The organism is Martinezella lusitana (genome assembly GCF_900094565.1).
Taxonomy (GTDB): Bacteria; Pseudomonadota; Alphaproteobacteria; order Rhizobiales; family Rhizobiaceae; genus Rhizobium; species Rhizobium lusitanum.
The window spans coordinates 1-11,766 of the sequence record NZ_FMAF01000013.1 but is presented as its reverse complement, the minus strand read 5'-3'; the positions used below and the strand labels follow the sequence as shown (position 1 = coordinate 11,766).

The window sequence follows — 11,766 nt, the reverse complement described above, 5'->3', positions numbered from 1 at the left end:
GCCATGAAACTTTCTTTCATTTCGAGCACAGCCATTCAGAACTCCATGCGTCAGACGATCCGTCAGGCGCAGAACGAGATGACAGATGCATCGACTGAGGCCACGACAGGTACCTATGCGGATATTGGCGTTTCGTTGGGCAGCGGCACGACGCAGAACGTTAATCTGACGAGGGAAGTGACGCGCATCGATTCGATCCTCAGCAGCAACTCGATCGCAAACCAGCGAATGACGTCGTCGCAGACTGCCTTGAGCGATATGAGCTCTCAGGCACAGAAGTTCATGGATCAGCTGGTGGCGCTGCGCGGCAATACCGACGGTAGTAGCGTGTCGCTGACGCAGCAGACGGCCACGGCGACCATGTCCAGCTTTATTGCGGACGCCAATACCATGGTCAACGGCGAATATCTTTTTGCCGGCACCAACACCGACGTGCAGCCCGTGACAGACAACTCCGCGGCGGCGACCACCGCGATCCAGACAGCGTTGACGCAGTATGCCACGGACAATGGCACAACCGTTGACCAGCTCAGCGGCGCCCAGATGAAGGACTTCATCACGACCATTGTCGAGCCGATGGTCACGTCCGACAGTAGTTGGTCCAGCTGGTCGAGTGCGTCGGATCAGAACATGACCAACCGGATTAGTAACTCTGAAGTCATCGATTCGTCGACAAATGCGAATTCGTCGGGTATGCGCTATCTGGCACTCGCAACGACCGTTGCCAATTCGCTGATGAGTACGACGCCCAGTCTTGGTCAGGATGCATTGAATGCAGTCACCGACCAGGCGACCAGCTATGCGCGCCAGGCGATCGACGGACTTAACACCCAGGCGAGCCAGCTCGGCCTCTCTCAGTCGCGCCTGACGGATGCAAACACCGCTCTGAATGCCCAGAAGACCATTCTCAATACCAATATTGGCGACCTGACGGGAGTGGATCCCTACGAGGCTTCCACCAAGGTCAATAGCCTCGAGACGCAGCTCCAGACCGCTTACACCATCGTCTCGAAGATCCAACAGTTAAGCCTTGTAAATTACCTTTGATGATCAAAGGGAAGTAATGACCAGGAAGGATGCATGAATGTATCAGTTCTCATATGCGGAAGTCATGCAGGATGCAGTGGCCGACGCCAAAGAGCGAGAACGACAAGTTCTGGACCGGTCGATTGCCCTTCTCTCTGCGGCCCGTGATGCGGGGAAATACGGCCGTGAAGCGATTGAAGCCCTGTTCTATACGCGGCGCGTATGGGTCAGCTTCGTCGAGGACCTGAAAAGTCCGGAGAACCAGCTCAATGTCGAACTGCGCGCCAACTTAATTTCGATCGCCATCTGGATATTGAAGGAATGCGATCGGATCCGGCGGCGCCAGTCGGAAAACTATCAAGGCATCATCGATGTCACCACCATCATCAGGGATGGACTTAAATGAAAAGTACGCTTCGCATATCGCTTAAAGCCGGGGAAAAGATCTTTATCAATGGGGCTGTTCTGCGTGTCGATCGCAAGGTCGCCCTGGAATTCCTGAATGATGTGACCTTCCTCCTTGAAAACCACGTGCTTCAGCCAGAGGACGCCAACACCCCGCTGCGCCAGCTCTATTTCATCGCGCAGATGATCCTCATCAATCCCGAAGGCAAGGAACAGTCGACGACGATGTTCCGCAAGTCGATCGTTATGCTGCTGTCCTGCTTCCATAATGAGGAAGTGCTGGCCGAGTTGAAGCGTATCGACGGCCTCGTGGCCACCGGCCGCGCCTTCGATGCATTGAAGGCGATCCGCGGGCTCTATCCGGTCGAGGACAATATTCTGAATAATCAGGAGATGCCCGCGGCCACGATCGAACACATTCGCCGGGAGATTGCTCCATGGCAGCGGTAGATGCCGTCAACAGCAGCACGAGCGGTTCCTCCAAAACCGCTGCCGCAGCCTCGGCGAGCGCCACCCTGAATTATAACGACTTCCTGCAGCTCCTCATCGCACAGATGAAGAACCAGGATCCGACCTCTCCGATGGATGCCACCCAGCAGATCTCACAGCTTGCCAGCTTCTCTCAGGTCGAGCAGCAGATCCAGACGAACTCACACCTCGAAACGGTGTTGCAGAACCAATGGATCTCGCAGGCGTCCGACTATATCGGCAAGCAAATCCAGAGCGCCGACGGCAAGGTCACGGGCACGATCAAGGAAGTAACCGTCTATTCGGACGGTGTTATCGCCCAGACCACGGCGGGCGACAAGGTCCTGATCCAGGCCGGTGTGACGATTGCCCCGGCTGGCACGGCCATTGATACGACGACATCATCGAGCGATACTGGCACCGGCGATTCGTCGAGTACGAACTAGAGCAGCAGCTTATGAGGAGCTGGCTGAACCTGAGGTGAAGATGTCATGAATGAAGCCGATGCATTGGATATCTTCCAGGCGGCGATCCGGACGGTGCTCGTGGCTTCCGGCCCGGCGGTTCTCGCGGCCATGATTGTCGGTCTGGTGATCGCCTTGATTCAGGCGCTGACCCAGGTGCAGGAGGCGACATTGACCTTCGTGCCGAAGATCGTCGCCGTCATGGTGACCATCGGCATCACGGCCCCTTTCGTCGGCTCGCAGATCTCGATCTTCACCAATCTTGTCTTTTCCCGAATCCAATCGGGCTTCTAGATCGGGGCCGGAGGCCGAAATGGCTTTCGGCTCAGATGTTTCGCTGGCTGTAAGCCATTCTCGCACAAGCTTCGCCTCTTAAAGATCGGTTCGAATAGGGCAGGCGGATCAGCCGTTTGCCCCCTCTCATGAAGAGACGGAACCGGTCGATGGCACAACCACCCGCATTAGCACTCCCCAAAGCCAATCCAAGCGTTCGTGATATCGGGTTCGCCCTCGGTATCATGGTCATTCTTTGCGTGCTGTTCCTGCCGATCCCGCCGTTCCTGATCGATCTCGGGCTCGCTTTTTCGATCGCGCTTTCGGTGCTGATCCTCATGGTGGCATTGTGGATCAAGAAGCCGCTGGAGTTTTCGTCCTTCCCGACGATCCTTCTGATCGCCACGATGACGCGTCTGGCGCTGAACATCGCGACGACGCGTGTCATCCTCTCGCATGGCTATGAGGGGCATGACGCCGCGGGCGGCGTCATTGCGGGCTTCGCCAGCCTGGTGATGTCGGGCGATTTCGTCATTGGTCTGATCGTCTTCATGATCCTGATCACCATCAACTTCATCGTCATCACAAAGGGCGCGACGCGTATCGCCGAAGTCGGCGCCCGCTTCACCCTGGATGCCATCCCCGGCAAGCAGATGGCGATCGACGCCGATCTTTCGGCGGGCCTGATCGATGAGAAGGAGGCGCAGCGACGCCGTCGGGAACTGGAAGAGGAAAGCTCCTTTTTCGGCGCCATGGACGGTGCCTCGAAGTTCGTGCGCGGTGACGCGGTTGCCGGCCTTTTGATCACTTGCATCAATATCTTCGGCGGCATCATCATCGGCTATTTCCGTCACAGCATGCCGATCGGCCAGGCTGCGGACGTCTTCGTCAAGCTTTCGGTCGGCGATGGTCTGGTGTCGCAGATGCCGGCGCTGATCGTGTCTCTGGCCGCCGGCCTCCTCGTTTCGCGCGGCGGCACCTCCGGTTCCACCGATCAGGCCGTCATCAATCAGTTGAGCGGCTATCCGCGCGCGCTCGCCGTCTCGGCGGTCCTGATGGGCATTCTGGCCATCATGCCCGGCATGCCATTCGTGCCCTTCGTGTTCCTTGGCGGCCTGATGGCGGCCGGCGCCTGGTTCATTCCGCGCCAGGTCGAAGCCGAGAACAAGCTTCGCCGCGACGCCGAGGAGCAGAAGGTGATGCAGACGAAGGAGATGGAGAAGGATTCGGTCAAGTCGGTTCTGAAGACCGCCGAGATCGAGCTGGCGCTTGGCAAGATCGTCTCCACCCGCCTGCTCGGCGCCCATCAGGAACTGGCCTTCCGCGTCGGCAAGATGCGCAAGAAGTTCGCGACGCAATACGGCTTCGTCGTGCCGGAGATCAAGGTGATCGACGACATGGCCATCGCCGACAAGTCGTATCAGATCCGCATCCACGGCACGACGATCGCCTCCAACGTGCTGCGCGTCGGCGAAGTGCTTGTCGTCACCGGCGCGGGCCGCAAACCCACCGTTCCGGGCGATGACATCCGCGAACCCGCCTTCGGCATGCCGGCCGTGTCCGTTCTCGAAGCCTTCACGGAGGATCTGAAGCGCGAAGGCTTCCAGCCGATCGACAATGTTTCCGTCGTGCTGACCCATATGAGCGAGGTCATTCGCAACAACTTGCCCGCACTTCTGTCCTACAAGGACGTGAAGATATTGATCGAACGTCTCGATCCCGAGTACAAGAAGCTCGCCGACGAGATCTGCTCGTCGCATATGTCCTATTCGGGCTTGCAGGCGGTGCTGAAGCTGCTGCTTGCCGAGCGCGTCTCGATCCGCAACCTGCATCTCATCCTTGAAGCCGTGGCCGAACTTGCGCCGCACGTGCGCAAGACGGAGCAGATCGTCGAGCATGTCCGCGTGCGCATGGCGCAGCAGCTCTGCGGCGATCTGGCCGACAACGGCGTATTGCGAGTGCTGCGCCTCGGCAGCAAATGGGACCTGGTCTTCCACCAGGCGCTTAAGCGCGATCAGAAGGGCGAGGTCGTCGAGTTTGACATCGATCCGCGCAGCCTCGAGGAGTTCAGCGAGCAGGCAGGCAAAGTTATCCGTGAATATATGGACCGAGGCATGCCCTTCGTTCTTGTCACGTCGCCGGAAACGCGCTCCTATGTGCGCATGATCATCGAACGCTTGTTCGCGACACTTCCGGTTCTGTCGCATGTGGAATTGGCCAAGGGGATCGAGATCAAGATTCTAGGTTCCATTTCATGATATCTGACCCCCAGGGTACCATTCTGGCGCTGTTCGTCGCCTTCTGCCGCATCGGCGGCTGCATGATGGTGCTTCCGGGGTTTTCGTCGGGCCGGGTGCCGACGCAGATTCGGCTGCTTATCTCGGTGGCCTTGTCGATGGCGATCCTGCCGCTGCTCTGGAATACGATCTATCCCGAAGTGTCGAAGAGCGGCGCGAGCTATATAGCGTTGATCTTCACCGAAGCGATCATCGGTCTGATGTACGGCATGATGGCCCGGATCTATACGCTGGGCCTGCAGTTCGCCGGTACGGTCATATCAATGATGATCGGCTTCAACGCTCCGGCCGGCGCTGATATGATCGAGGATTCAAGCGAGACCTCGATGACCAGCCTCATCAGCTTTTGCGGGCTGATGATTCTCTTCATCCTGGATTTTCATCACTACGTTCTGCAGGCGTTGGTCGATTCCTATTCCCTCATTCCCTTCGGCGGGCATATCGAGCCTCGGACCGCGCTGATCTCCATTACGGACGCGCTGGAAGCAACTTTCTTCATCATGCTGCGGCTGGCGAGCCCTTTTCTGCTTTACGGCCTGATGTTCCAGATCTCGATCGGCTTCATCAACAAGCTGGCGCCGCAGATACCGATCTATTTCATTTCCACGCCCTATCTTCTGATGGGCGGTTTGTTCATGCTCTATCTCAGTATGGCGACGATGATCAGCCAGTTCTCCAATGCGTTCCTCACTGTTTTCAACGGGCATTAGCGGATGAGCGGAAAGGCTGCGCATCGCACCTTGGACGGGCTCGGGAACGCACAGACGGTGGGCAGGTAGGCCATGGCGGAAAGAAGTCGTTCTGAAAAACTGAAGCGCCTCGTCGCGGTGCAGCGGCATCTGGAACGGATAGCCGAAAACGAGCTTGCCGATACGACGCGTCAGCGCGACGATGTCACCGCATCGATGGAAAGGGTGATGGATGCGATCAGCTCCGCCGACCCCATTCATATGGCGTTCTCCATACAGTATGCCGACCGCTATGGCCGCCTGACGATCAGGGATCAGCAGCTTGAAGGCATTCAGGAGCTGATTCAGATGAAGGTCCAGCAGGAACGCACCAAGGCTGACCGGCTGGAAGAGCATATGAAGGACGCTCGGGAGCTCGAAACGCGCGAAGCTGACGATAATGCGGTCTACGACATCGTCGATCAGCACTTCGCCGCTGCAACGCCAGCCTCCAGCAAGGTTCAAAAACCATAATCACCGCGATCATGGAGCAGGATGTGCATCGTTGGGTTGCCCGCCTGCTCTGACCGTTTGATTCGACATGCCCTCCACGCGATCGATGCATCGTGTGTTTCCGGGGCATGCGATAGCAGAAGGAGACGTGACGTGGCTATTTCGCCTCCGAGTGATTTGGTTCTGGATGTCGTCAAGGCCGCCAATCCGACCGATGTCGAGGCCGCCCAGGCCAAGCTCGCCGCCAACAAGGCCGCTTTCGCCGCCACCAGCCTCGCCGAAAACGGCAATGGCTTCGGCGCGGCATTCGATGCCCTTAATAGCGCTGCAACCCAGGCCGGCCTCAGCAACGCCAATACCCACACTGGCCCGACGAAGGTACCACAGGTCTATCGCAAGTTCGAGGCCATGATGCTGCAGAATTTCGTGAAGAACATGCTGCCGAGCAGCGAGACGCTCTACGGCAAGGGTTCGGCTGGCGAGATCTGGAAAGGCATGATGGCCGAGCAGCTGGGCAACACGATCGCCAAGAATGGCGGCGTCGGCATCGCCGAAAAGATGTATCAGGAACAGGTCACCAAGATGCGCAATACCGGCGCCATCAATTCCGCGACCAATGAGAACGACAAGAAGATGGCCTTGAGCGCCGTCACGGATTTTCAGCGCAAGACGCTGGCCGCCGCTGACGACAATAGCGATAGCGATACCAGCATCACCAATCAGAACACGCTGACGTCCCAGAAAGCATAAGCGAGGTAATACCATGGAAGTGATGTCGCAAGACTATCGGATCAAATCGGTCCTTGGCCGCCTGGAGATGATTATCGATAACGAGAACAACCGGATCGGCACCGACCCGGAGTTCGATCTGAAGGTGTCGAACGCTCACAAGAGCCGCTGCCTCTACGAATTGTCGATGCTGTTTCGGGATACCGATCCGGCGGAACTCGCCGTCGCTCATATCGAGCAGCTTCATGGCCTGAAGAAGAAACTGGTTGTGAACGCGCGTCGCGTCGAGGCTCATCTCGAGGCCGTGCGCGCGGTCGCCGACATTCTGCGGAACGCGGTGCAGAACGCCGATGCGGACGGCACCTATTCGCAAGAGCAATTCCGCGTCCGTGAGGCTGGATGATCAAGCTCGTTCTCACCGGCCTGTGGGTCTGCGCCGTAACATTGGCCTCGGTCTATTTTTCGGTGCAGACGGCGACGGCGCCCGCGACCAGTCCTGACGATGCCAAGAAGGCACAGCAGGAACTGGTCAAGGGCGAATCGATCAATGTTCCCGTCATCGCCAACGGCCAGGTGACCGGCTATTTCCTGACCCGTATCTCCTTCATGATGGAGAAGGGCAAGGTAAACGCACTGCAGATACCCTTGCCGGAACTGACGACCGACGAGCTCTTTTCGCTGCTGATCGGCAACAAGGCGATCGATATCGCCCACGTCGAGAGCTTCGATGTCGCTGCCTTTCGCAGCGATCTGAAGAAGCGGATGAACGAACGGCTCGGCGGCGACTATGTTGCCGACGTGCTGATCGAACAGCTCGACTACCTCTCCAAGGAGGAAACTCATGGCGGCGAAAGCATCGGCAGGAAAACGGTCAAGCCGGTGAAGATCGTGAAGGATGCCACGACCGACAGCGCGACTGCTCACTAGATATCGGCTTGCCAAGGCGATAGCGCCGCCCCATCCGAGCGGCGGCAAACAACGATTTGCCGCCCGACGACAAAGTTAACAAACCCCTGACAATTTCAAGCAATTTAAAGGATTTATTCTAACGGAAGGTTGGAATTGCCTTGCTATAAGCACCTCCTGTGCATGCCTCTCTAGTTGCCGCGCCGACGAACGGCCGGGGAGGCGTGCCTTGTATCGCCGGCGCCGGATATGGTTGAGCGCTGCCGGCAGGAGGTTGTTGGATTGAATCCGGTCGCTGATTTTGCCGTACTCGCGTCACGCCGCATGATCTTCGATCTGCCGGTCTGCGATCTTGATTGGGAAGACGCGCTGACCTTCATCGATGAGCTCGCATCCCTGCCGGTCGGACATACCGCGATTTCCTTCGTCAATGCCCACAACATGCTGGTGATGCTGCGCGACGAGAGCTATCGCGAGGTTCTGGAGCGCAATCTCGTTTTGCCTGATGGCGTGGGTCTCGATATCGCCTCCCGGGTTGCCCACGGAGAGCCCTTTCCCGCCAATTTGAACGGCACCGATTTCGTACCGGCGCTGCTGACCTTCATGGAGCGGCCGAAGCGCATCGGTCTCGTGGGTGGCCGTCGCGCGATCGTCGAGAAGGCCGCGGAGAGAATGCGGCGACACGCGCCTTGGCATGAATTCATCGTCATCTCGGACGGCTTCTTCGATCCGGCGAGAAGCGACGCGGTAACCAGGGAAATCAGCCGACAGAAGATCGATGTGCTGATCGTCGGCATGGGAACGCCGCTGCAGGAAAAATGGGTTGCCGAAAATGTCGGTCCGCAGCATGCGCGGTTGGTGCTGACCGTTGGCGCGCTGTTCGATTTCTTTTCCGGAACGGTGCCGCGCGCTCCGGGGCTGGTACGCGCATTGCGCAGCGAATGGATGTTCCGCCTGCTGTTGGAACCGAACAGGCTGTGGCGGCGCTATGTCCTCGGCGTGCCGCTGTTCTTCTATCAGGTGATTCGGCACCAGTTCGGCCGCAAGGAGCGTATCCTTCGCGCAGAACCACAGGAAGCGCCGCAGCCGCTGCTCGTATCGCGAGATAAACTCGCGAGTTGATCACGCGCTGACGTGGCGTTAACCTTTTCTTTGGCATGAAAATTTAGAGTGGGTTAACCATTCGCATCGGTCCCCGACCATGCGCGCGAGATGACCTGCCATGTCGGAAAACAAAGCAAGGCTCGGATTTTACCCTGACGATGCGGAAGCCTTCGAGGTTTCGCGCCGGCCGCACCGGCGTGTCGCCTCCGATCGGGAAGACAATATACCCTCTGCTGCCTCCCATCTGCGTGCGGCCAACTCTGACGATCCACGCGATGCGGAGCTGCGCGCGATTCTGCGCAGAATGCTCCGCGGCGATCCCTATCCTGTCTCGGGTCGAAAGGCATTCGTGGAGGAAGGTGCGCAGCAGGCCCAGTCCCTGACCGAGCATATCAGCAGCATTCTGAGCCATCGCTACATCGACGAGCCGGTCAGTCATCCGTCATCGGAGGCCGACGTGGATCTGCTGGAATTCGTGCCCGACCTGCTCGATGGCGGAACCGGGCTGCCGGCTCAGACCGCCACACCAGTCTCGCGCGAGCAAATCCCCCCGCTGCGTCCTTGGACTTTTGGTGTTGGCTCCATCGGTTTTGTCATCGCAGCTTCGCTGGCGGGAGCGGCCATTCCGACGATGCTCGCGCCACCGCCGCTCTATATGTCGCAGACCGTCCTGCATGTTGAAGGGAAGGAGGGCCGCGCGCGCCAGGCATTGCTGGATGTAGCGGCAAAGCGCGCGGTCGCCCCTTCAGCCCTTTCCGACGTCGTCGCCAGGCTGAAGCTGGATCGCGATCCGGAATTTACCGGCAGCCGGGCGGGCGCTCTTGGCGTTGCCGTCGAACTCCTGTCCGGCAACGGCAATGCCTCCGATGCGCCGTCGCGCGCGCAAGCCGCTCTTCGCAAGGGCGTCGCCGTGAGCGTCGATGGCTCGGCCGGCCTCCTGCGCTTGGCTGTCACCACGGGCGATCCGGTCAGGTCCGCCGAGATCGCCAATCGGCTGGCTGTGGCCACGACGCATGATGCCGCCGTCGCGCAGGCGGCGGGAACACCAGCCGTTGGCGATATGGCAGCCGATAACAGTCGCAAGGAGCTCGAGCGTGCCTCGGCCGCACTCGCCGGCTTCAAGGCGCAGTATGGCGAAGACAGGATCGCGGCGGCACTGGCGTTGCAGGAGCAGCGGCAGCAGTTGGATGGCGACATCAAAGCGGCCGGTCTGGCAGTGCGTAGCGCCAAGGCGCGCGTTTCGGCGGTCAAATCCGCGACACCTGCTTCCGTCCTCGGCGGTGCATTGCCGGGCGATCTGGCATCGGCCGCCCTCGATGATCTGCGCAGCCGTTACAACGCCGCCAAGGCGCAGCTTACGCAGCTCTCGACGCAGCTTGGTCCCCGCCATCCCCGCCTGCTCGCGCAGCAGGCAACCGTCGATGATCTCACGGCCAGCATCCGCAGCCAGCTGCAACGGCTTGTCGTCAGCAGCGATGCAGCCTTGAAGACCGCCCTTGAAGACCAGCAGGCCCTTTCTGCGCGTATGACCGCTCTCAGCCAGAAGAGCGTCGATATTGACGTCGTCCGTCTCGCGCAATTGCAGGATGCCGTTGCCGCCGCGCAAAGCCGCTACGAGGCCGATCAGCAAAATCCCGTTATTGCTCCGCCAGAAGCCGGGGCGCCGTTGACCGTGGTGTCGCAGGCCGTCGCAGCCGCAGCGCCGCTGGACGACGGTCTTGTCGGCAATCAGGCGATCGGCTTCCTGGGAGGGCTCTGCCTGGCTCTTTGCCTGGTTTTCCTGCGTAAATGGCTTACTGGTGCCGCGCCGACGGAGGACGATACGGTCGTCGATGCCACCACCGCTCTTCAGCAGGATATCGAGCTGGAGTTTCCGTCAACGCACGATGCTCCCGACGAACCTGTTGCGACCCCTATGCCGGAAATGGGAAGCCAACCGGCCGGCGCCGATGAATGGACGCGTGTCCGTCAGGAACTGGCGTTCCTGCGTGCCAAGGTTCAAACCTATGCCGCGCACAGGCATGTCGGCCGCGGTTGATCGGCCCGCCGTTTTCTCCTTGCAATTACCACTTTCAGACACCATAGGGCGTTTGCAGGCAATTCGATCAGGCTGACGGCTTGTAGATTGCTGCCGAATTCATATCGGGAGACGAGCGTGACGACAGTGATCGACGGAAAGATTGCGGCGGCTTCGGTGATCGAGGCGGTGAAGGTTGCCGCCGGCGGGCTTGAGACGGAGACCGGTGTTAAGACCGGACTTGCCGTCGTCATCGTCGGCGACGATTCGGCCAGCCACGCTTATGTGAACTCCAAGAGCAAGATGGCCAAGGAATGTGGCTTCAAGTCCATCCAGCACACGCTGCCGGCGGAAACGACGCAGGAAGAACTCGCTGGTTTGGTACAGTCCCTGAACGAGGATCCGTCCATTCACGGCATTCTGGTGCAGCTGCCGCTGCCGAAGCATCTGGATTCCGATGCGATCATCCAGTCGATCCGGCCGGACAAGGATGTCGATGGGTTGCATGTGGTCAATGCCGGCAAGCTTGCGACCGGCGATCTCTCAACCGGACTGATCTCCTGCACGCCGGCCGGCGCCATGCTGTTGGTGCGGCGCATTCATGGCGAGGACCTGTCGGGGCTGAATGCCGTCGTCATCGGCCGCTCCAATCTGTTCGGCAAGCCGATGGCGCAATTGCTGCTCAATGCCAATGCGACTGTCACGACGGCGCATTCGCGCACCAGGGATCTGGCATCTGTGGCTCGCGGCGCTGATATCCTGGTGGCCGCGGTCGGTCGGCCTGAGATGGTCAAGGCCGATTGGATCAAGCCGGGCGCAACGGTTATCGATGTCGGCATCAACCGCATTGCCGCACCGGAGCGCGGCGAGGGCAAGAGCCGGCTGGTCGGCGATGT

General features: G+C 59.4%; 14 protein-coding genes. All 14 read left to right on the top strand.

What is annotated here, in order from left to right; genetic code table 11:
• Positions 1-3 precede the first annotated feature (3 nt).
• Complete coding sequence (locus GA0061101_RS22920; protein ID WP_047555963.1) at positions 4-1,047, top strand: flagellar hook-associated family protein; 1,044 nt, start codon at positions 4-6, stop codon at positions 1,045-1,047.
• A 37-nt stretch (positions 1,048-1,084) separates the two neighbouring features.
• On the top strand, positions 1,085-1,432 hold the full coding sequence (gene flaF, locus GA0061101_RS22915) for a flagellar biosynthesis regulator FlaF (RefSeq protein WP_037203287.1): 348 nt from the start codon (positions 1,085-1,087) through the stop codon (positions 1,430-1,432).
• A complete protein-coding gene (gene flbT / locus GA0061101_RS22910; protein WP_037203289.1) occupies positions 1,429-1,881 on the top strand; it encodes a flagellar biosynthesis repressor FlbT in 453 nt (150 codons plus the stop codon). The genes flaF and flbT overlap by 4 nt, the downstream gene beginning before the upstream one ends.
• On the top strand, positions 1,869-2,345 hold the full coding sequence (gene flgD / locus GA0061101_RS22905; protein WP_037203290.1) for a flagellar hook assembly protein FlgD: 477 nt from the start codon (positions 1,869-1,871) through the stop codon (positions 2,343-2,345). The genes flbT and flgD overlap by 13 nt, the downstream gene beginning before the upstream one ends.
• A gap of 45 nt (positions 2,346-2,390) precedes the next feature.
• Positions 2,391-2,657 carry a flagellar biosynthesis protein FliQ gene (fliQ, locus tag GA0061101_RS22900; RefSeq protein WP_037203292.1) on the top strand — a complete coding sequence of 89 codons (267 nt, stop codon included), beginning with the start codon at positions 2,391-2,393 and terminating at the stop codon, positions 2,655-2,657.
• Between the two features lie 149 nt (positions 2,658-2,806).
• Positions 2,807-4,894, top strand: a complete 2,088-nt coding sequence (gene flhA, locus GA0061101_RS22895) for a flagellar biosynthesis protein FlhA (protein WP_037203293.1) — start codon at positions 2,807-2,809, stop codon at positions 4,892-4,894.
• Positions 4,891-5,643, top strand: coding sequence for a flagellar biosynthetic protein FliR (gene fliR / locus GA0061101_RS22890; protein ID WP_037203295.1), 753 nt, complete (start codon positions 4,891-4,893; stop codon positions 5,641-5,643). Before flhA ends, fliR begins: the two co-directional genes overlap by 4 nt.
• Positions 5,644-5,715: 72 nt before the next feature.
• A complete protein-coding gene (locus GA0061101_RS22885) occupies positions 5,716-6,135 on the top strand; it encodes a hypothetical protein (protein ID WP_037203296.1) in 420 nt (139 codons plus the stop codon).
• A gap of 132 nt (positions 6,136-6,267) precedes the next feature.
• Complete coding sequence (locus tag GA0061101_RS22880) at positions 6,268-6,864, top strand: rod-binding protein (protein WP_047641009.1); 597 nt, start codon at positions 6,268-6,270, stop codon at positions 6,862-6,864.
• A gap of 13 nt (positions 6,865-6,877) precedes the next feature.
• Positions 6,878-7,246 carry a hypothetical protein gene (locus GA0061101_RS22875; RefSeq protein ID WP_037203300.1) on the top strand — a complete coding sequence of 123 codons (369 nt, stop codon included), beginning with the start codon at positions 6,878-6,880 and terminating at the stop codon, positions 7,244-7,246.
• Entirely contained in the window at positions 7,243-7,770 is a 528-nt protein-coding gene (locus tag GA0061101_RS22870; protein ID WP_037203301.1) for a hypothetical protein, read from the top strand. The genes GA0061101_RS22875 and GA0061101_RS22870 overlap by 4 nt, the downstream gene beginning before the upstream one ends.
• A gap of 261 nt (positions 7,771-8,031) precedes the next feature.
• Positions 8,032-8,871 carry a WecB/TagA/CpsF family glycosyltransferase gene (locus tag GA0061101_RS22865; protein WP_037203344.1) on the top strand — a complete coding sequence of 280 codons (840 nt, stop codon included), beginning with the start codon at positions 8,032-8,034 and terminating at the stop codon, positions 8,869-8,871.
• Positions 8,872-8,971: 100 nt separating this feature from the next.
• On the top strand, positions 8,972-10,891 hold the full coding sequence (locus GA0061101_RS22860; protein WP_092575037.1) for a GumC domain-containing protein: 1,920 nt from the start codon (positions 8,972-8,974) through the stop codon (positions 10,889-10,891).
• 117 nt (positions 10,892-11,008) lie between these two features.
• Positions 11,009-11,766: bifunctional methylenetetrahydrofolate dehydrogenase/methenyltetrahydrofolate cyclohydrolase FolD (gene folD / locus GA0061101_RS22855; RefSeq protein WP_092575179.1), on the top strand; the 758-nt coding region annotated here is incomplete at its 3' end.